This is a genomic window from Pseudonocardia oceani, assembly GCF_019263585.2.
Classification (GTDB): Bacteria; Actinomycetota; Actinomycetes; order Mycobacteriales; family Pseudonocardiaceae; genus Pseudonocardia; species Pseudonocardia oceani.
The window spans coordinates 3,878,265-3,898,749 of the sequence record NZ_JADQDF010000001.1; the positions used below are offsets into that span (position 1 = coordinate 3,878,265).

Annotated in this window: 14 protein-coding genes; 10 read left to right on the forward strand and 4 right to left on the reverse strand. The window is 74.8% G+C overall.

Annotation, left to right across the window (positions count from 1 at the left end; genetic code table 11):
- The 3 genes from I4I82_RS19515 to sbnA all read right to left on the reverse strand — a co-directional run bounded on the left by I4I82_RS19515 (nt 1) and on the right by sbnA (nt 2,420).
- Nucleotides 1-666, reverse strand: a complete 666-nt coding sequence (locus I4I82_RS19515; RefSeq protein WP_218589586.1) for a response regulator transcription factor — start codon at nt 664-666, stop codon at nt 1-3.
- A complete protein-coding gene (locus tag I4I82_RS19520) occupies nt 657-1,292 on the reverse strand; it encodes a sensor histidine kinase (protein ID WP_218589585.1) in 636 nt (211 codons plus the stop codon). Before I4I82_RS19520 ends, I4I82_RS19515 begins: the two co-directional genes overlap by 10 nt.
- 129 nt (nt 1,293-1,421) lie before the next feature.
- On the reverse strand, nt 1,422-2,420 hold the full coding sequence (gene sbnA, locus I4I82_RS19525; RefSeq protein ID WP_218589584.1) for a 2,3-diaminopropionate biosynthesis protein SbnA: 999 nt from the start codon (nt 2,418-2,420) through the stop codon (nt 1,422-1,424).
- A 297-nt stretch (nt 2,421-2,717) separates the two neighbouring features.
- Between sbnA and I4I82_RS19530 the strand changes: the two genes are divergently transcribed.
- From I4I82_RS19530 to I4I82_RS19560, 7 genes are all read left to right on the forward strand, one after another.
- On the forward strand, nt 2,718-5,369 hold the full coding sequence (locus I4I82_RS19530) for an Hsp70 family protein (protein WP_218595921.1): 2,652 nt from the start codon (nt 2,718-2,720) through the stop codon (nt 5,367-5,369).
- Between the two features lie 81 nt (nt 5,370-5,450).
- Nucleotides 5,451-6,365 carry an alpha/beta fold hydrolase gene (locus tag I4I82_RS19535; protein ID WP_218595922.1) on the forward strand — a complete coding sequence of 305 codons (915 nt, stop codon included), beginning with the start codon at nt 5,451-5,453 and terminating at the stop codon, nt 6,363-6,365.
- Between the two features lie 47 nt (nt 6,366-6,412).
- Nucleotides 6,413-7,615: an adenylyltransferase/sulfurtransferase MoeZ gene (gene moeZ / locus I4I82_RS19540; protein WP_218594447.1), complete on the forward strand. Its 1,203-nt coding sequence runs from the start codon at nt 6,413-6,415 to the stop codon at nt 7,613-7,615.
- A 270-nt stretch (nt 7,616-7,885) separates the two neighbouring features.
- The gene (locus I4I82_RS19545; protein ID WP_218595923.1) at nt 7,886-10,522 is read left to right on the forward strand and encodes a hypothetical protein; all 2,637 of its coding nucleotides are present in this window, start codon (nt 7,886-7,888) and stop codon (nt 10,520-10,522) included.
- 92 nt (nt 10,523-10,614) lie between these two features.
- Entirely contained in the window at nt 10,615-11,439 is an 825-nt protein-coding gene (locus I4I82_RS19550; protein ID WP_226370145.1) for a TIGR02569 family protein, read from the forward strand.
- A 127-nt stretch (nt 11,440-11,566) separates the two neighbouring features.
- Entirely contained in the window at nt 11,567-12,949 is a 1,383-nt protein-coding gene (locus I4I82_RS19555; RefSeq protein WP_226370146.1) for a nitrate/nitrite transporter, read from the forward strand.
- The gene (locus I4I82_RS19560; protein WP_218592100.1) at nt 12,946-14,994 is read left to right on the forward strand and encodes a molybdopterin oxidoreductase family protein; all 2,049 of its coding nucleotides are present in this window, start codon (nt 12,946-12,948) and stop codon (nt 14,992-14,994) included. Before I4I82_RS19555 ends, I4I82_RS19560 begins: the two co-directional genes overlap by 4 nt.
- A 237-nt stretch (nt 14,995-15,231) precedes the next feature.
- Here I4I82_RS19560 and I4I82_RS19565 read toward each other — a convergent pair whose 3' ends face one another.
- Entirely contained in the window at nt 15,232-16,002 is a 771-nt protein-coding gene (locus I4I82_RS19565) for an isocitrate lyase/PEP mutase family protein (protein ID WP_218592099.1), read from the reverse strand.
- Between the two features lie 109 nt (nt 16,003-16,111).
- Between I4I82_RS19565 and I4I82_RS19570 the strand changes: the two genes are divergently transcribed.
- From I4I82_RS19570 to nirD, 3 genes are read left to right on the forward strand one after another with little or no spacing between them, the layout of a single operon-like run.
- The gene (locus I4I82_RS19570; RefSeq protein WP_218592098.1) at nt 16,112-17,569 is read left to right on the forward strand and encodes an FAD-dependent oxidoreductase; all 1,458 of its coding nucleotides are present in this window, start codon (nt 16,112-16,114) and stop codon (nt 17,567-17,569) included.
- Nucleotides 17,566-20,097: a nitrite reductase large subunit NirB gene (nirB, locus tag I4I82_RS19575; protein ID WP_218592097.1), complete on the forward strand. Its 2,532-nt coding sequence runs from the start codon at nt 17,566-17,568 to the stop codon at nt 20,095-20,097. The genes I4I82_RS19570 and nirB overlap by 4 nt, the downstream gene beginning before the upstream one ends.
- A 32-nt stretch (nt 20,098-20,129) precedes the next feature.
- Complete coding sequence (gene nirD / locus I4I82_RS19580) at nt 20,130-20,483, forward strand: nitrite reductase small subunit NirD (RefSeq protein ID WP_226370441.1); 354 nt, start codon at nt 20,130-20,132, stop codon at nt 20,481-20,483.
- Nucleotides 20,484-20,485: the final 2 nt, after the last annotated feature.

The window sequence follows — 20,485 nt, forward strand, 5'->3', positions numbered from 1 at the left end:
TCATCCACTGTTGTCCTGGGAGCGCAGGTAGGTCAGCACCGCGAGCACCCGCCGGTGGTGCTCGGACGTGTCGGTGTGCAGCCCGAGCTTGCCGAAGATGTTGGCGATGTGCTTCTCCACCGCCTTCGCGCTGACGTAGAGCTGACCCGCGATCCCGTTGTTCGAGCGGCCCTCCGCCATGAGCCGCAGCACGTCGAGCTCGCGCTCGGACAAGGCGGCGACGGCGTCCTTCTTCTCCCCGCGGGGCCGCTCCACGAGCCGCTTCGCCAGCACGGGCTCGATGACGATCTCGCCGTCGCGGATGCGGGTCAGGGTGTCGGCCAGCACGTCGACGCTGCCCACCTTCTCCTTGAGCCGGTAGCCGATCGCGTCGGTCCCGATCTGCAGGATGCGCATCAGGTAGTGGGTCTCGGCGTAGTGCGACAGGAACAGGAGCCCCATCCCGGGATGCGCCGCGCGCAGCCGTTCGGCGGTCACGAGGCCGCCGTCGGGCTCGGGAGGCATCCGGATGTCGAGGATGGCCACGTCGGGGGCGTCGTGCGCGAGCATGGCCACCAGCTCGTCGCCACCCGCCGCCCACCCGACCACATCGTGCCCCGTCGCCTTCAGCAGCATGATGAGGCCCTCACGGAAGAGGGCACCGTCCTCGGCCAGCGCTACTCGCACGGGAACCTCGCAATGATCGTGGCGGTGCCGGGGCGGTCCCCCGCCACGACCTCGGTGGTGCCGCCCAACGGACGGACGCCGTCGCGGAGGTGCCGTGCGCCGCTGCCGTCCACCCCGGCGAGGTGCACCACCAGCGAGTCGTCCGCACGCGTCACCGATACCTCGACCGTGCTCCCGCCGGGCGGCAGGCCCGCGAGAGCGGCCACCACCGCGAAGTACGCCGCGCCCTCCAGGGCCGGACCGAACCGCTCGTCCGACGTCGTGACCACGACGTTCGCGTCCAACCGGCCGGCCTGCTCGCGCAGAGCCGGGCCGAGCCCGGCCTCGTCGAGCAGCGGCGGGTAGAGCTCGCTCGCCACCTCGCGCAGCTCCTGGAGGACGGCCTGCAGCTCGTGCTCGAAGCCGTCGATCGACTCGTGCAGGTCCCGGTCGACGGCGGGGACCCGGTGTCGCAGCAGCCCGAGCTGCAGGGTGAGTGCCGAGATCCGCAGGGCGGCGCCGTCGTGCAGCCGGCGTTCGAGGCGCCTGCGCCGCGTCCACCGCTGCCGTTCCGCGCGACGGGTCTCGGCCCTGCCGCCGGACGACCCCGCGCCACCGTCGGCACACTGCGCGGACCCGAACACCATGCTCGAACCCTGGCCCCCGCCGCCGCCGACGGGAAGGGGGCCGTCCCTCCGGCCGGGTAGGGTTCTCTCCCCCCGTGCGTCCGCACTGCGCCCGGCCGCACCGCTCCGGTGGGCCGTGGCGCTCCCGCTTCAGGCGGCGACGGCGGTGAGGGCGTCGGTGTCGTCGGTGTCGTCGGTGTCGTCGGTGAGGTCGCCGTAGAGGTCCTCGACCCAGTGGGACTGGTAGATGGTGTCCATGTAGCGCTCGCCCAGGTCGGGGGCGATGGCGACGGCGGTCGTGCCGGGGGTGGCGTGCTCGGCCAGCCAGGCTTCCGCGGCCGTGACGACGGTGCCGGTGGAGCCGCCGAAGAGGAACCCCGTGCGGGCGAGGCGGTGGCAGGTGCGGATGGTGTCGGCCTCCTCGACGTGGACGACCTCGTCGATGACGGCTCGGTCGAGCATGGGCGGGACCAGGCCGCTGCCCAGGCCCGGGATCATGCGGCGGGCGGCGGGGGTGCCGAAGCTGACCGAGCCGACGCTGTCCACGGCGACGATGCGCACGTGGGGGTGGTGGTCGGCGAAGTAGCGGGCGGTGCCCATCAGGGTGCCGGTGGTGCCGGCGCCGATGAAGATGACGTCGACGTCGGGGAACTGGGCGGCGATCTGGGGACCGGTGGTGTCGTAGTGGGCCTTCCAGCTGTTGGGGTTGGTGTACTGGTTGAGCCACACATGGCGGTCGTCGGAGGCGAGCAGGTCGCGGACGTGGTCGAGACGGGCGCCGAGCAGGCCGTGCTCGGGGTCCGGCTTGGTGATGACGTGGACCTCCGCGCCCAGGGACTCCATGAGGCGGCGGGTGGCGAGGTTGCAGCGGGAGTCGGTGACGCAGACGAACCCGTAGCCCTTGGCGGCGGCGATCATGCTCAGTGCCACGCCCAGGTTGCCCGAGGACGACTCGACGAGGATCGCGCCCGGCCGCAGGGTGCCGTCGGCCTCGGCGGCCTCGACCATGGCCGAGGCGGCCTTGAGCTTCACCGAGCCGGCGAAGTTGAGGCCCTCGACCTTGAGGAACAGGGTGTTGCCGACGACGGGCTCCAGGTCGACGTACAGGTCGTCGGTGTTGAAGTCCTGGGGGCTGGTGATGATGGTCATGTCGTCCGCCTCGGGTCGCTGTCTGCGTCGAGGTAGACGGTCGTCCTTCCGCGCCGTCGAACACATGGTGTGCCCACCCGGACGGGCCGGATCGACCCCCGGGTTCGAGTAGGGACAACCCCAGGCCGACAGGGGGGTCCGGCACGAGGGCGCGGCCGGCGTCGTCCTCGATGAGCCGTCGGCCCCGCGGGACGGACGGGCCGACACCGCCGGGTCCGGGCGAAAGACGTCACCGAGGAATCACACCGTCGCGTGTGATCCTCGTTACCATGGGAGCCCGATCGGAGGGGGTGCGCCGTGACCTACAGCCTGGGTGTCGACCTCGGGACGACGTTCGTCGCCGCGGCGGTCGCCCGTGCCTCGCAGGTGGAGATGTTCACCCTCGGCGACCGCAGCGTGGTCTCGCCCGCCGTGGTCTACGCCCGCGACGACGGCAGCCTGGTCTGCGGCGACGCGGCCGGGCGGCGCGCGGTCAGCCGCCCGGACCGCATCGGCCGGGAGTTCAAGCGCCGGCTGGGGGACCCCACGCCGATCATGCTCGGCGGTACGGCCTACGCCGTCACCGCCCTGCTCGCGACGCTGCTGCGGGACGTCGTCGAGCGGGTGGTCGAGACCGAGGGCGGGCCTCCCGAGCGCGTCGTGCTGACCCACCCCGCCAACTGGGGCCCGTTCCGCCGTGAGCTGTTCGACGAGGTGCCTCCGCTCGCCGGGCTCGCCGCGCACCCGGTCGCCCCGTGCATGGTCACGGAGCCCGAGGCCGCCGCTGCGCACTACGCGGCCTCCCACCGGCTCGCGGACGGCGACGTCGTGGCCGTCTACGACCTCGGCGGAGGAACCTTCGACGCCACGGTCCTGCGCAAGCTGCGCGACGGGATCGAGATACTGGGAACCCCCGAGGGCGTCGAACGCCTCGGCGGCGTCGACTTCGACGAGGCCATCCTGTCCTACGTCAACTACGCCTCCGGAGGGGCGCTCACCGACCTCGACATGAGCGACCAGCAGACCTCCGTGGCGATGGCCCGGCTGCGGCAGGACTGCATCCTGGCCAAGGAGGCCCTGTCCATCGACACCGAGACCGTCATCCCGGTGTTCCTGCCCCATCGCCACTTCGACATCCACCTCACCAGCACCGACTTCGAGGACATGATCAGGGCCCAGGTCGAGTCCACGATCGGGGCGTTCACCCGCACCCTGCGCTCCGCCCAGGTCGAGCCCGACCAGCTCACCGCGGTGCTGCTGGTCGGCGGCTCCTCGCGCATACCCCTGGTCGCCCGCATGATCTCCGCCGAACTCGACCGCCCCATCGTCGTCGACACCCACCCCAAGTACGCCGTCGCGCTCGGAGCGGCCGAGCTGGCCCGGGTCGGTTCCGGCGAGGTCACGGTGGCGGCCGTGGCGCCGGCGGCCTCGTACGCGGTCCCGGCCCCCGACGCCACCGAGCGCAACGGGTCCGACGGCCACGGCGCTCTCCGGAAGGCCGCCGCACCGAACGGCTCGCCGCACGCGGGGGCGGCCACGACGCTGGTCCAGAACGTCGCCCCCGAGGTCGCCCCCGAGGCCGCCCCCGAGGCCGCCCCCGTGGTCGCCGCCCCGTTGCGACCGGGGCGGCCGCCGCTCGACGCTCCGCGCCCGGTGGGGAGGCCGCCGGCCGAGGCCGGCGCGCAGATCCCCGCTCCGCGCCCGGGCGGGCCGGTCGGGTCCGCACTGCGGCCCGGGCGGCCGCCCGGCCCGGGCGGAGCCGGTCCCGGCTCGAGCTCCCACCCGCCGGGCGCAGCGGCGTCGCCGGGTGCCTCCGGTCCGGCGGCCGCCGAGCCGCCGCTCCCCCCTCCGCCCCTGCGTCCGCCGTCGGACGGCGGGCGTCGCCGTGGCCCGCTGATCGCCGTCGCCGCGGTGGCGGCGGTGCTCGTGCTGGTGGGGCTCGTCTACGTCATGACGGGCGGTGTACCCGGGCCCGGCGGCGCGACCGCGCAGCCGGCACCGGTCCCGTCCGGCAGCGGGCAGGTCGTGCCGGCCCCGCAGGCCCCGTCGGAGGTGCAGAGCGTCCCGATCCCGACCATCGGCACGTCCATCCCTGCCGGGCCGACGTCGGGCTTCGTCGCGGTGTCCCCGAACGGCAGGCTCGCCTACGTGGCCAACCGCGCGGCCGGTGTCGTCACCGTCATCGACACCGCGATCAACCGGACCACCGCCACGATCGCCATCCCCGCAGGGCCGCCGCAGTACCTGGCGTTCTCGCCCGACGGGCGCCGGGTCTACGTCAGCGTCTTCAACGAGGAGCGCACGATCGCCGCGGTCGCCGTGCTGGACACCACGACCAACGCGGTCATCGCGACCACCCCCGTCCGCACCCGCCCCTACGCGCTGGCCGTCACGCCTGACGGGAGCCGGGTCTACGTGCCCAACCACGACTCGGGCACCGTCTCCGTGATCGACACGGCGTCCAACGCCGTGACCACGGAGATCGACGTGGCGCCCAACCCGCATTGGATCGCGTTCTCCCCCGACGGGACCCGGGCCTACGCCGCCAACCACGAGTCGAACCTGATCACCGTGCTCGACCCGGCGACCGACTCCGTCCTCGCGGAGGTGCCGGTCGGCACGAGCCCGCACAGCGTCGCTGTGAACCCCGCCCGGCCGCTGGTGGCCAACGTGAACTACGACGGCGGCACGGTCTCGATGATCGACACCGACACGCAGGAGGTGGTCGCGACGGTGGTCGTCGGCAAGAACCCCCAGGCCATCGCCTGGTCGGCGGACGGGCGCTACGCCTACACGGCCAACGTCGCAGGCGACACGGTGTCCGTGATCAGCGCCGACACCTTCGCGGTGACCGCCACGATCCCGACCGAGGACGGCCCCACCAGCATCGCGGTGCTGCCGAACGGGCGGCAGGCCTTCGTCAGCAACCTCAACAGCGGGACGCTGACGGTCCTCGACCTCGCCGGCTGAGCTCCGGCCGGCCGGCGAGGGGAAGGCGACCGGTACCACCCGGACTGGCCGGGCGGCCGGTCGCCGGGTGATGCTCGAGGGGTGAGCACACAGGCATCGGCCGAGCGCGGCCACCAGGGGCCGTGGCCCGGCCGGGAGGTCACCTCCGGCGGCGTCACGCTGCACGTCCGCGAGACGCCCGGGCCCGACGGCGTCCCGGCCGTCTACGTCCACGGCCTCTCCGGCTCGGCGACGAACTGGACCGATCTCGCCGGGCTGCTGTCCGACCTGGCCGCGGGCACGGCCGTCGACCTGCCGGGGTTCGGGCACTCCCGTCCGCTCGCGACGCCGGACTGGTCGCCCGACGCCCACGCCGATGCGGTGCTGTGCTTCCTCGCCGGCCGCGGCGAGCGCGTGCACCTGCTGGGCAACTCCCTCGGTGGTGCCATCGCGATCAGCGTCGCCGCCCGGCGTCCGGAGCTCGTGGAGACGCTCACGCTCGTCTCGCCCGCGATGCCCGACCGCCGTCCCGACCCGCGCCGCATCGCCGACCCGCGGCTGCTGCTCTCGCTCGTCCCCGTCATCGGGGCCAGGGCGAAGGCGCAGATGGCCGCGCTGACGCCGGTCGAGCGCGCGCGGCAGACCATCGACCTGTGCTTCGGCGATCCCGGCCGCGTCCCGCCCGACCGGCTCGCCGAGGCCGCCGAGGAGATCGCGCGCCGCGGGCAGGTGGAGTGGGCGCGCGAGGCCGTCCTCGGCACGGCGGGCGCGATGATCTCCAGCTGGGCGCTGGGGGGCCTGTGGCGCCAGGCCGCGCGGGTGCAGGCGCCCACGCTCGTGGTGTGGGGCGACCGCGACCGGCTCGTCTCCCCGCGCCACGCGGCCCGCACCGCCGCCACCATCCCGGACGCGCGGCTGCTGATGCTGCCCGGCGTCGGGCACGTCGCGCAGATGGAGGTGCCGGAGCGGGTGGCGCAGGCCGTCGCCGAGCTCTGGGAAGATCCCGCGCGGGCCTGACGTTGCCGCAAGCAGACCGAACTACGTGACACCGAGGAGCATGTCCCATGGCACCGAGCGAGCGTGCGAGCGACCCGAGGGCACTACCGCCGCTCGTGGAGCCGGCCGCCGAGCTGACGAAGGACGAGGTGGCGCGCTACAGCCGCCACCTGATCATCCCGGACGTGGGGATGGCGGGCCAGAAGCGCCTCAAGAACGCGAAGGTGCTCGTCGTGGGCGCCGGCGGTCTGGGCAGCCCGGCGCTGCTCTACCTGGCCGCCGCCGGGGTGGGCACGCTGGGGATCGTCGAGTTCGACGAGGTCGACGAGTCGAACCTGCACCGCCAGGTCATCCACGGGCAGTCCGACATCGGGCGGCCCAAGGGCGAGTCGGCGCGCGACTCCATCAAGGAGATCAACCCGTTCGTCGAGGTGAAGCTGCACCCCGTGCGACTGGACTCGTCGAACGTCATGGACATCTTCCGCGACTACGACCTGATCCTCGACGGCACCGACAACTTCGCCACGCGCTACCTGGTGAACGACGCCGCCGTGCTGTCGGGCAAGCCGTACGTGTGGGGCTCGATCTTCCGGTTCGAGGGCCAGGCGTCGGTGTTCTGGGAGGACGCGCCGAACGGCAAGGGCCTCAACTACCGCGACCTCTACCCCGAGCCGCCGCCGCCCGGGATGGTCCCCTCCTGCGCCGAGGGCGGCGTGCTGGGCGTGCTCTGCGCGTCCATCGGCTCGATCATGGTGAACGAGGCGATCAAGCTGATCACCGGCATCGGCGAGCCGCTGCTGGGCCGGCTGATGGTCTACGACGCGCTCGAGATGAGCTACCGCACGATCAACATCCGCAAGGACCCCGACACGAAGCCGATCACCGAGCTGATCGACTACGACGCGTTCTGCGGTGTGGTGTCCGACGACGCGCAGGCCGCGGCCGCCGGGCACACGATCACGGCCACCGAGCTCAAGGAGATGATCGACGCGGGCAAGGACTTCGCGCTGATCGACGTCCGCGAGCCGCACGAGTACGAGATCGTCAGCATCCCCGGGGCGGTGCTGATCCCCAAGGACCGCATCCTCTCCGGCGAGGCGCTCTCCGAGATCCCGCAGGACAAGCCGGTCGTGCTGCACTGCAAGTCCGGTGCGCGCTCGGCCGACGCGCTCGCCGCGCTGCACCAGGCGGGCTTCCGCGACGCCGTGCACGTCGGCGGCGGGGTGCTCGCGTGGGCGAAGCAGGTCGATCCGAGCCTGCCGACGTACTGACTCTCGACGCACCACGCACTCCTTCTCGCACGAACGGCACGTTCACCCGGTCTCGTCGGGTGAACGTGCCGTTCGCGGTTCCGGGTTCGGCGCGACACGGAGCGTGAAGATCGCCCGATCCTGTACGCAGCGTCACTCTGACCTGCGGTGACGTCCCACTTGGAGCAGTGACAAGTTCGGCTCTGCGGGGTACCTTCGCCGTTCAGGAAGATCAAGTTCTGGGCGGCGACGGGCGGTGGGGCGCCCGCCTCCGGCGAGGGGGCGTGGGCGATGAGCGAGAGCGTGCGGCGGTGCGCCCTGCCGGGCTGCGACGAGAGCATCGAGGACCTCCCCGGCCGTCCGCCGCGGCGCTACTGCACCGCCGCCCACCGTTCGGCCGCCCGGCAGGCCCGCCGCGCCGCGGTGCAGGCGGGGGGCGACGCGCAGCTGGCCGCGACGCTGCCGTGGCTGGCGGAGCCCGCTGCCCCGCCGGTCCCGACCCCGGCCCCGGACGCCCCGGCCTCGCCCGAGGTCGCCCCGCCGGTGCCGCAGAACCGCGCCCAGCGCCGTCGTAGTGCCGCGCCCGCCCGCCGCGCCGAGACCCCGCCGGGGCTACGCACCCGCGGGCTCGGCGCGCCCGTCCCGCGCCGTCGGCGCGCGCTGGCCGTGCTCGGGGCCGCCGGGATCCTCGCGGGCGGCTACGCCGTCACCGCGTCGGAGCCGCAGGCCCCGCCCGCGGTCGCGGCGGCGTCGGAGGAGGAGTGGGCCCGCGACGCGCGGGTCGTGCTGGCCTCGGTCAACCGCCAGCTCGACGTGATCGCGCAGGTCGAGGCCGAGTGGCGGCGGCTGCCCGAGGAGCGCCGCGCCGCGAGCCCCGCCGAGCCCGTCGAGGCGCTGGAGGACCGGCGCGAGCTGCTGGAGAACCGGCGCGCCACCCTGCTCTCGCAGCTCGACTCGTTCGAGGCCCTCGACGGCGCCCGCGCCGAGCTGGCCGAGGCCGAGCGCAGCCTGGCGGAGCTGGAGGCCGTGCTCGCCGCGGCGCCCCCGCCCTCGCGGCGCTCGCCGGAGCAGGCCGCGGCGCTCTCCGCGCTCGACGAGCAGCGCGACCTGCGCCTGCGCCAGCGCGACGCCCGCCGCGACGAGGTCCTCGCGCTGGAGGGTGGCGTCGAGGACGCGGCGGCCCGGCCGGTGCCCGACGACGTGCAGCAGACGCAGCAGGTCGGCGAGGAGGTCCGCCAGGTCATCCGCGGCGGGGACGCGCCCGCGCCGACCCCGACCAGCCCGGTCCCGCCCCGGCCCGACGTCGTCGGCGGGCGGGACGAGCCGGACGGTGCGCCGCGCCAGGACGTCGACACGAGCGGTCCGCCCGACCCGCGCGGGCCCGGCGACGAGACGCCCACGCCCGATCCCTCCCCGCCCCCGCCGCCCGCTCCTCCGGCCGAGAGCCCGGTCGACCAGGTCGCCGAGGGCGTCGACGGGGCGGTGGGCGGCACGGTCGACGCGGTCGAGGACGTCGCCGGTGGGGGAGCGCGCGACCGCGACCGGGACCGGTCGGCGGGGCGGCCGGAACCCTCGTCGGCGGCTGCCGAGCCGGCTCCCGCTCCGGCGGCCCCTGCCGCTCCCGCCGATGAGCCCGGGCCGGTGGGCGGCGTGGTCGACACGGTGGAGGAGGTCGTCGACGGGCCTGCTCCCGCGGACCCGGCTCCTGGCGCCGCGGACCCGGCTCCGGCGGATCCGGGTCCGGCGGACCCGGTCGAGGAGGCGGGGCCCGTGGAGGAGGTCGTCGACACCGTCGGCGACGTCGTCGAGGGGCCCGAGCAGCCGGTCGAGCAGCCCGCCGACCAGCCGGTCGACGAGGTCCGGGAGCGCGACCGCCGCGCCGACGCCGACGCGAAGCGCTCGGAGGAGCAGGTGGAGGCGCCGCCCGCCGCGGAGTCCGCTCCCGCCGCGCCCGCCGGCGTCGCGGAGGCCCCGGCCGCGGTGGTGTCACCGGTGTCCGGCGCGGTGGCCGGCCCTGCGGGTCCGGCGCCCGTCGTCGACGACCGCTACCCCGATCCCGCCGCGCCGCCTGCCGGGAAGGAGACCGCGCCGGCGGTGCGGGAGGCCGACGCGCACCGGTCGGCGCCGCCCCCGGTCGACTCCGCAGGCATCGACGCAGCGCCGGCCGACGCACCGCCCCTGGACGTGCCGGCGCCGGTCGAGCCCGCGCCCGCCTCCGTCGGGGGAGCGGCGCGCTCCGAGGACGCGGAGCTCGCGGTCGACGTCGTGCGCAGCACCCCGGGCGCGGCGTGGACCGCGCCGCTGGTGGAGGCGGCCATGGAGGAGGAGGCCGCGCGGCAGGAGCCGGCGCCCACCGCGGCCGGCACGTCCGCCGCCCCGTCGACGGACTCGTCCGCTACGGGCGGTGAGGAGGCCGTCGCGGCCGCCGCGCTGGCGGCGTGGGGCATGGACGACGAGCAGGTCGACGCGCTCAACGCGATGGCCGCCCGGTCCGAGGAGCCGGTGTCCGAGGAGTCGGTGTCCCCGCAGCAGGCCGAGCCGGTGTCGCAGGAGGAGGCCTACGAGCAGGCGGTCCACGAGGCGTTCGTGTCGCCCGACAGTGGGTCGGACAGCGGGTCGGACAGCGGGTCGGACAGCGGGTCCGAGAGCAGCGGGTCCGACAGCAGCGGGTCGACCGGTGACGAGCAGTCGAGCAGCGACACCGACCCCCTCGCCGCCTACGCCGACCTCGTCGACAGCTCGTTCGAGGCGGAGGACCCCGAGGCGGAGGACCCCGAGGAGTCGGACCCCGAGGAGTCGGACCCCGAGGAGTCGGACCCCGAGGAGTCGGACCCCGAGGAGTCGGACCCCCAGGAGTCCGCAGGCGGCTCCGAGGACGCCGACGACAGCGGTTCCGAGACCGATGGGAGCAGCTCGGAGGAGGACTGACCACCCTGCGCGGGACGGACCAGCAGGTTCCCCCGCACACCACCCGCGTGGCGACGTTCATCGGGGACCCTCCGCAGGTAGCGTGCCCGTTCGTGACCGCAGCTCCCGTCCTCCCGAGCGGACCCACGGGGATCACCCTGCCGCCGCACGTCCGCACCGCCTTCGGCGTCCAGGACACCGAGCCGCGCCCCGTCGTGTGGGCGGGCCGGCGCGCCTGGCACTGCGGCGACGTCCTCGTGCGCCCGGTGCCCGACAACGCCGTGGCCGCGTGGTCCGCGGGCGTCCTCGACGGCCTGCAGGTCGAGGGCCTGCGCCTGGCGCACCCGGTGCGGTCGTCGGACGGCCGCTGGGTCGTCGCCGGCTGGGCCGCGAGCCGCTACGTCCCGGGCACGCTCGAGCCGCGCTACGACGCGGTGATCGAGGCGGCCAACCGCCTGCACGCCGCCACCGCCGCCCTCACCCGCCCGCGGGTGCTCGACGGCCGTGACGACCTGCTGGCCCGCTCCGCCGCCGTGGCGTGGGGCGAGCGGCGGATCAGCCTCGACCCGGCCACCGGCGGCACCCTCTACGCCGAGCTGGCCGCGTACCGCACGCCCGTGCAGGTCACGCCGCAGGTGGTGCACGCCGAGCTGTTCGGCGCCGTCCTGTTCGACGACGACGTGCCCGCCCTGGTCGATCTCGTGCCCGCGTGGCGGCCCCCGGAGTGGGCGGCCGCTGTCGTCGTCGTCGACGCCCTGGCCTGGGGCGGGGCCGACGACGGCCTGCCGCACCGGTGGTCGCACCTCGACGAGTGGCCGCAGATGCTGCTGCGCGCCGCGCTGTACCGCCTGGCCCTGCACGCCCAGCACCCCGAGGCCTCGGCGCGCACCCTGCCGGGCCTGGAGCGGGCCGCGGGGCTCGTCACCGCGCTGCTCTGACCTCACACCCGCCGGTGGGCGAGGTGAGAACCGGTTATCGCGCGCGACACGTGGACCGGACGGTCCCGTAACGGGACGTGCCTAGCTTTCGCGTCGACCCACCCGACGACGGAGAAGAGGCCCCGGCGTGACGACGACGGACCAGGAGCAGCCCCCGGCACGGTCGGCGCTGGCCGGCCGCTGGATCGACCACTGGGACCCCGAGGACCCGTCGTTCTGGCAGCGCACGGGCGCGCGGGTCGCGAACCGGAACCTGTGGTTCTCGATCCTGTCCGAACACATCGGGTTCTCGATCTGGACCATGTGGTCGGTCCTGGTGCTGTTCATGGGCCCCGAGTACGGCATCGACGCGGCGGGCAAGTTCTTCCTGGTCGCGGTGCCCACGCTGGTCGGGGCGGTGCTGCGGCTGCCCTACACGTTCGCGGTGGCGCGCTTCGGCGGGCGCAACTGGACGATCGTGTCCGCGCTGCTGCTGCTCATCCCGACGATCCTGGCCGCGGTCGTCATGCAGCCGGGCACGCCGTACGGGGTGTTCATCGCGGTCGCGGCCGTCGGCGGGCTCGGCGGCGGCAACTTCGCGTCGTCGATGACGAACATCAACGCCTTCTTCCCGGAGCGCAAGAAGGGCTGGGCGCTCGGGCTCAACGCGGGCGGCGGCAACATCGGCGTGCCGGTGATCCAGCTGATCGGCCTGCTCGTCATCGCCACCGCCGGTACCGGCGCGCCGCGGATCCTGCTCGGCGTCTACATCCCGCTGATCGTGGTCGCGGCCGCGTTCGCCGCAGTGAAGATGGACAACCTGACGTCGGTGAAGAACGACACGGGCGCCTTCCGCGAGTCGGTCCAGGAGAGCCAGACCTGGGTCATGTCGTTCCTCTACATCGGCACGTTCGGCTCGTTCATCGGCTACAGCTTCGCGTTCGGCCTCGTCCTGCAGAACCAGTTCGGGCGCACGCCGCTGGAGGCCGCGGCCGTCACGTTCATCGGCCCGTTGCTCGGCTCGCTCATCCGCCCGGTCGGGGGCACGCTCGCCGACCGCCTCGGCGGCGCCCGCGTCACGTTCTGGAACTTCCTGGCCATGGTCGCGGCCACCGCCGTGATCATCGCGGCCTCGGCGAGCGACTCGCTGGGCCTGTTCACCGCCGGGTTCGTGCTGCTGTTCGTGCTGACGGGGCTGGGCAACGGCTCGACCTACAAGATGATCCCGGCGATCTTCCGCGGCCAGGCGCGCGTCGCCATCGCGGGCGGCGCCGACGAGGCCGCCGCGTACCTGCGGGCCCGGCGCATCTCCGGCGCCGTCATCGGGATCGCCGGTGCGGTCGGGGCGCTGGGCGGGCTGTTCATCAACCTCGCGTTCCGCCAGTCGTTCCTCACGACGCAGTCCGGCGACACCGCCTACTGGTCGTTCCTCGTGTTCTACGTGGTGTGCGCGGTGGTCAGCTACGTCGTCTACCTGCGGCCCGCCCCGGCGGACGCCACCGCCCCGCGCGCGGCGTACGCGGGCGTGTGACCGCCGTACCCAGCCACTGCCCGTACTGCGCCCTGCAGTGCGGGCAGTGGATCGACGGCGACGGCGGCGTCGACGCGCGGGAGTTCCCGACCAACCGTGGGGGCCTGTGCCAGAAGGGCTGGACCTCCGGCGCGCTGCTCGACCACCCCGGCCGACTCACGACCCCGCTGCTGCGCACCTCGCGGGACGCCCCGCTGGAGCCCGTGAGCTGGGACCACGCGCTGTCGTACGTGGCCGGGAGGCTGCGTGCGCTGCGGGCCGGGCACGGCGCCGACGCCGTCGCCGTGTTCGGCGCCGGGGGGCTGACGAACGAGAAGTCCTACCTGCTCGGGAAGTTCGCGCGGGTCGCGCTCGGCACCTCGCAGATCGACTACAACGGCCGGTTCTGCATGTCGTCGGCGGCCGCGGCGGGCAACCGCGCGTTCGGCGTCGACCGGGGCCTGCCGTTCCCGGTCACCGACCTCGACGATGCCGAGGTGGTCGTCCTGGCCGGCGCCAACGTCGCCGAGACGATGCCGCCGCTGATGGGCCACCTCACCGGGCGGCTCGTCGTGATCGACCCCCGCCGCACGCCCACCGCGGAGCGCGCGATCGCCTCCGGCGGGCTGCACCTCGCGCCCGTGCCCGGCACCGACCTGGTGCTGGCGCTGGGGATGTTGCACGCCGCGGTCGTCGACGGGCACGTCGACGCCGACTACCTGGCCGAACGCACCACCGGCTTCGACGACGCCTGGGTGCTCGCCGCGCAGTGGTGGCCCGAGCGCGCCGAGCGCGTGTGCGGGGTGGCGGCGGCCGACATGCGCACGGTCGTCGGCTGGCTGGCCGGGGCGCAGCGGCGCTACGTCCTCACCGCCCGGGGGGCCGAGCAGCACGCGCACGGCGTCGACACGGTGTCGGCGTGGATCAACCTGTCCCTCGCGCTCGGGCTCCCCGGGCGCGAGGGGTCGGGCTTCGGCACGATCACCGGCCAGGGCAACGGGCAGGGCGGCCGCGAGCACGGGCAGAAGGCCGACCAGCTCCCCGGCTACCGGATGATCACCGACCCGGCGGCGCGCGCGCACGTCGCGGGGGTGTGGGGGGTCGACCCGGACGACCTGCCCGGCCCCGGCCGCTCGGCCACCGAGCTCCTCGCGGCGCTCGGGCGCGACGACGGACCCCGCGCGATGCTCGTCTTCGGGTCGAACGTGCTGGTCTCGGCCCCGGACGCCCGGTCGGTCGCGGAGCGGCTCGCCGCGCTCGACCTGCTCGTCGTCGCCGACTTCCTGCCCGGCGAGACCGCGATGGCCGCCGATGTCGTCCTGCCCGTGGCCCAGTGGGCCGAGGAGGAGGGCACGATGACCAACCTCGAGGGCCGGGTGCTGCGGCGGCGTCGCGCGATGACCCCGCCGCCGGGGGTGCGCACGGACCTGGAGGTCGTCTCCGGGCTCGCCGACCTCCTCGACGCGAAGGGCTTCCCGAGCGACGCCGAGGAGGTCTTCGAGGAGCTGCGCCTGGCCTCGGCGGGCGGCCCGGCCGACTACTCCGGCGTCACCTACGCCCGGATCGACGCGGGCGAGGCGCTGCACTGGCCGGTGCCCGGCGAGGGCCACCCCGGCACGCCGCGCCTGTTCACCGACCGCTTCGCCCACCCCGACGGGAGGGCGCGGCTGGTCGCGGTCGACCACACCGAGGCCGCGGAGCTGCCCGATCGTGGTTTTCCCCTGCGCGCGACGACCGGGCGCGTGCTGGTGCACTACCAGTCCGGGGCGCAGACGCGGCGGGTCGCCGAGCTGGCCGGGATCTCTCCGGAGGCGTTCGTCGAGGTGCACCCCGACACGGCCGCCCGGGCCGGCCTGGCCGACGGCGACCGCGCCCGGGTCGTCTCCCGCCGGGGCTCCACACTCGCGCGGGTGCGGTGCGTGGGGTCGCTGCGGCCGGACACGGTGTTCCTGCCGTTCCACTTCGGTGGGGAGGAGGCGGCCAACAACCTCACGATCGCCGCGCTCGACCCGGTCAGCCGGATGCCGGAGTTCAAGGTGTGCGCGGTGCGGGTGGAGCGGGTCTGACGTTCGCTACTGCACACACTTTCTGATGTTTGCTCTCCGTGACCTGCTCACGGTGAGTGATTCGGACTCTCGGTTCTATGCGGGCTTTCCGGACCGGCGGTGTGGTCGGGATGGGCCGGGGTTCGACCCCCGCCGTCTGGCCCGCTCGGCCGCGCCGTCTGCCCTCGATCGCCGGAAGTGGGACGTGGCGGTCGCCCACGAGCCCGACCACCCACGCCGCACCCCAGGAGAGAAGAGCTAGTTCAGCGGCTGCGTCCCCTCCGGCAGCGCCCCACCGGCGAGCAGGTCGCGGGTGAGGCCCGCGAGGTGGGTCAGGACCGAGCGCTGGCTCCACGGCCCGAACGACACCCGGGCGACCCCGAGCTCGGCCATCCGCGCCTGCGGCACCGAGCCGGGCACGTGGATGAGACTGACCTTGCGCTCACCGATGCCCTCGACGAGCGCCTCGATCGTGGCCTCGTCGAACTTGCCGGGCACGAAGACGCAGGGCGCGCCGGCGTCGAGGAACGCGCGGCCGCGCTGGATCGCGTCGGCCAGGACGTCGGCGGGGTCGCGGTCGCCGGCCTTGAGGAACGCGTCGGTCCGGGCGTTGAGGACGAAGTCGACGCCCTCGGCCTCGCCCGCCTCCACCGCGGCGGCGACGGCGGCGACGGAGTCGGCCAGCGGCTGCATCCTGTCCTCGAGGTTGGCCCCGACGATGCCGACGCCGATCGCGCGGCGGACGGTCTCGCCGGCGTCGCCGTAGCCGCTCTCGAGATCGGCGCTCACGGGGACGTCCACGGCGGCGGCGATGCGCCCCACCATGTCGATCATCAGGTCGCGGGGGATCTGCTCGCCGTCGGGGTAGCCCAGGGTCGCGGCGATGGAGTGGCTGGCGGTGGCGAGCGCGGTGCTGCCCTGGTCGGCCACCACCCTGGCGCTGATGGCGTCCCAGACGTTGACGACGACGAGGAGTTCGGGAGCGGAGTGCAGGCGCCGGAGTTCGGCGGCCTTCTCGGAGAGGGTCACGGGGGCAGGCTAGGGGCTCACCGCTCCCACCCGCCGATGTGCGAGCCGCGTAACCCCTGCGTCACGGGGAGCCCCACGCCCGTAACGGCCGCTCCTTACCGTCGCCCGCATGAGCCGCCGGGTGGTCGTGGTCGGGAACGGGATGGTGGGTGCCCGTCTGTGCGACGAGGTGCGCCGCCGCGACCCCGACGGGCGCCGCGTCCGCCTCACCGTCCTCGGCGCCGAGCCGCGCCCGGCCTACAACCGGGTGCTGCTCTCCACCGTCCTCGCGGGCGGGCTCACCCCGCGCGCGGTGCAGCTGTACCCGGGCGGCTGGGCGGCGCGGCGGCGCATCGACCTCCGCCTCGGCGTGGCCGCCGTGAAGATCGACCGCGGCCGCCGGGTCGTCCTCGCCGACGACGGCTCCGAGGAGCCCTACGACGAGCTCGTGCTGGCCACGGGCAGCCGCGCGCACGTCCCCGACGGGCCGGGGTTCGAGCACGCCACCGCCTTCCGCGACCTCGACGACTGCGCCGCGATCCTGGACCGCGCCCGCCCCGGCACGCGGTTCGCCGTGCTCGGCGGCGGGCTGCTGGGCTGCGAGGCCGCCCGCGGGCTCGCCGGGCGCGGCACGCGCGTCACGCTGCTGCACCGGGGGTCGCACCTCATGGAGCGCCAGGTCGACGCCGGCGCCGGCCACGTGCTCGCGGCGACGCTGCAGCGGCTGGGCGTGGAGGTCCGCACCGGGGTGCGCGCGCTCGCGTGGGAGCCCGGGACCGGGCTGCGGCTCGACGACGGCGAGCTGATCGACGCCGACGCGCTCGTCGTCGCCACCGGGGTGCGCGCCGAGACCGGGCTCGCCGACGACGCCGGCATCGCGACCGGCTCCGGCGTGCTGGTCGACGACCGCCTCGCCACCTCCGACGACCGCGTGCACGCCGTCGGCGACTGCGCCCAGCACGCGGGGGCCGTCGCCGGGGTGGTGCAGCCCGGCTGGGAGCAGGCCGCGGTCCTCGCCGACCTGCTCACCGGCACGGACCCTGCCGCGCGCTACCGCGGTACCCGCACCGTCACCCGGCTCAAGGCGCGTGACGTCGACCTGGCGACGGTCGGCGACCCGGCCCTGCTCGACGCCTCGGCGCTGCGCTTCTCCGACCCCGCCTCGGGCCGCTACGCCGCGCTGGCGTTCCGCGACGAGCGGGTCGTCGCGGGCGCGGTGCTCGGCCTGCCCGACGCCGCGGCGTCCGTCGTCCAGTTCTTCGACGGCGCGATGCCGGTGGCCGACGGCGACCGGCTCGCCCTGCTGCTGGGTCGCGCGCTGCCCGGCGCGGCCGAGACCGCCGACCCCGGCCGCCTGCCGTCGTCGGCGGTGGTGTGCCGCTGCAACACCGTCACCAAGGGCGCGCTGATCACGGCCTGGCGCGCCGGCGCGACCGACCCGCCCGCGCTCGCGCGGGCCACCCGCGCCACCACCGGCTGCGGGAGCTGCGGCGACACCGTCCGCGGCATCTGCTCGTGGCTGGCCCACAGCGATCCGAGCGAGTCCGATCCACCGGTGCTCAGCGCCGTGCGGGAGGGAGCGGCATGAGGGAACTCGTCGTCATCGGCAACGGGATGGTCGGGCACCGCCTGGTCCAGGCCCTGTGCGACCGCGACCGGTCCGGGGAGTGGCGGATCACCGTCCTCGGTGAGGAGGCGCGGCCGGCCTACGACCGGGTGGCGCTGTCGTCCTACGTCGACGGGGCGAGCGCCGAGGACCTGACGCTGGCCGAGCTGACCGACGCCGTCGACCTGCACCTGGGCGACCCGGTCGTGGCGATCGACCGCGACGCCCGCCGCGTCACCACCGCCTCCGGCCGGGTCCTGCCCTACGACGCGCTCGTGCTGGCCACCGGCTCGGTGCCGTTCGTGCCGCCGGTGCCGGGTCGCGACCTGCCCGGCTGTTTCGTCTACCGCACCCTCGACGACCTCGACGCGATCCGGGCCGCCGCGGCCGCCGCCGTCGCCCGGCCGGGGCCCGGTCGGCGCTCGGCCGTCGTGGTCGGGGGCGGGCTGCTCGGGCTGGAGGCGGCGCGGGCGCTGCGCTCGCTGGGGCTCTCGCCGCAGGTCGTGGAGATCGCGCCGCGGCTGATGCCGGTGCAGGTCGACGAGGGCGGCGGGGCGCTGCTGCGGCGGATCATCGAGTCCGAGGACCTCGCGGTGCGCTGCGGCGTGTCCGTCGACGGGATCGCCGAGGACGCCAATCCGCAGCTGAGGGGCCGGCTCGTCGCGACCCTGTCCGACGGCGTCGAGCTCGACGCCGACCTCGTCGTCTTCTCCGCCGGCATCCGCCCCGCCGACGCCCTGGCCCGAGCGGCCGGGCTGCGGCTGGGGGAGCGCGGCGGCGTGTTCGTCGACGACCGCTGCCGCACCTCCGACGACCACGTGTGGGCGATCGGCGAGGTCGCGGCGCTGGAGGGACGCACGTACGGGCTGGTGGCGCCGGGGTACGCGATGGCCGAGGTCGTCGCCGACCGCCTGCTCGGCGGGCCCGCCACGATGACGCCCGCGGAGCTCGACATGTCGACGCAGCTGAAGATGCTCGGCGTCGACGTCGCCAGCTTCGGCGACGCGCAGGCGAGCACGCCGGGCGCGCTGGAGGTCGTCGTCAACGACCCGGTGGCGGGCACGTACGCGAAGCTCGTGGTGTCCGACGACGCCCGCACGCTGCTGGGCGGCGTGCTCGTCGGCGACGCGTCGAAGTACGCGACGCTGCGCCCGCTCGTGGGGTCGCCGCTGCCGGCCGACCCGGTGGCGATGATCGCGCCCGGCGGGGTCGAGCTGGGGGCCGACGCGCTGCCCGACTCCGCGCAGATCTGCTCGTGCAACGCCGTCACCAAGGGCGCGATCGTGCACGCGATCCACGACGGCGCCGCCACGGTGCCCGAGCTGAAGAGCTGCACGCGCGCGGGCACGAGCTGCGGGTCGTGCGTGCCGCTGCTCAAGAAGCTGCTCGTCGACTCGGGCGTCGAGGTGTCGAGGGCGCTGTGCGAGCACTTCGCGCAGTCGCGGGCCGAGCTGTTCGAGATCGTGAGGGGTTCCGGGATCCGGACCTTCTCCGAGCTGGTCGCGCGCCACGGCACCGGTCGTGGCTGCGACATCTGCAAGCCCGCCGTCGCGTCGATCCTGGCGTCGACCGGGCCCGGCCACGTCCACGACGGCGAGCGCGCCACCCTGCAGGACACCAACGACCACTTCCTGGCGAACCTGCAGCGCAACGGCACGTACTCGGTGGTGCCGCGGCTCGCGGGCGGGGAGGTCACGCCCGAGGGGCTGATCGTCATCGGCGAGGTGGCGCGCGACTTCGGGCTCTACACCAAGATCACCGGCGGCCAGCGGATCGACATGTTCGGCGCCCGCGTCGAGCAGCTGCCCGCGATCTGGCGCCGGCTCGTCGACGCCGGGTTCGAGTCCGGGCACGCGTACGGGAAGTCGCTGCGCACGGTGAAGTCGTGCGTCGGGACGACGTGGTGCCGCTACGGCGTGCAGGACTCCGTCGGGCTCGCCGTGGCCCTCGAGCTGCGCTACCGGGGGCTGCGCAGCCCGCACAAGCTCAAGTCCGGGGTGTCGGGCTGCGCGCGCGAGTGCGCGGAGGCCCGCAGCAAGGACTTCGGGATCATCGCCACGGAGGAGGGCTGGAACCTCTACGTCGGCGGCAACGGCGGGTTCACCCCGCGCCACGCCGAGCTGCTCGCCTCCGACCTCGACACGGAGACGCTCGTGAAGCTCATCGACCGCTACCTCATGTTCTACATCCGCACCGCCGACCGGCTGCAGCGCACGGCGCCGTGGATCGAGTCGCTCGAGGGCGGGCTGGAGCACCTGCGCGCGGTCGTCGTCGACGACTCCCTGGGGATCTGCGCCGACCTGGAGGCCGCGATGGACGAGCACGTGGGCAACTACGCCGACGAGTGGCGCGGCGTGCTGGAGGACGAGGAGAAGCTCGCGCGCTTCGTGTCCTTCGTCAACGCGCCGGACGCGCCCGACCCGCTGGTGCAGGTGCGCGAGGAGCGCGGGCAGCCGGTGCCGGTCGCGCTGGGGATGCCGGCGGCGGCGATGCCGGTGGTGGGCGCGTGACCGCCGTGTCGAACCCCTCGTGCGCGGCAACCGTGCCTGGGGCCGAGGTTGCCCCTCACGGGCGGTGGGAGCGCGTCTGCCCGCTGGAGCGCCTGATGCCCGAGCGAGGGGTGGCGGCGCTGTTCGGCGACGTGCAGGTCGCCCTCTTCCGCACCCATGACGGCGCGGTGCACGCGGTCGGCAACGTCGACCCGTTCTCCGGTGCGGCGGTCGTGTCGCGCGGGATCGTCGGCGACAGCGCCGGTGTGCCGACCGTCGCGTCCCCGGTCTACAAGCAGGCGTTCAGCCTGCTCGACGGGCGCTGCCTCGACGACCCGGACGTGTCCTTGCCCTCTTATCCGGTGCGGGTCGAGGACGGGCACGTGCACGTCGGGCTACCGTGGTAGCC

Coding starts and splice junctions, on each gene's coding strand:
- I4I82_RS19520 (WP_218589585.1), bottom strand. CDS start 1,292: ATGGTGTTCGGGTCCGCGCAGTGTGCCGACGGTGGCGCGGGGTCGTCC.
- sbnA (WP_218589584.1), bottom strand. CDS start 2,420: ATGACCATCATCACCAGCCCCCAGGACTTCAACACCGACGACCTGTAC.
- moeZ (WP_218594447.1), top strand. CDS start 6,413: ATGGCACCGAGCGAGCGTGCGAGCGACCCGAGGGCACTACCGCCGCTC.
- I4I82_RS19545 (WP_218595923.1), top strand. CDS start 7,886: ATGAGCGAGAGCGTGCGGCGGTGCGCCCTGCCGGGCTGCGACGAGAGC.
- I4I82_RS19570 (WP_218592098.1), top strand. CDS start 16,112: ATGAGCCGCCGGGTGGTCGTGGTCGGGAACGGGATGGTGGGTGCCCGT.
- nirB (WP_218592097.1), top strand. CDS start 17,566: ATGAGGGAACTCGTCGTCATCGGCAACGGGATGGTCGGGCACCGCCTG.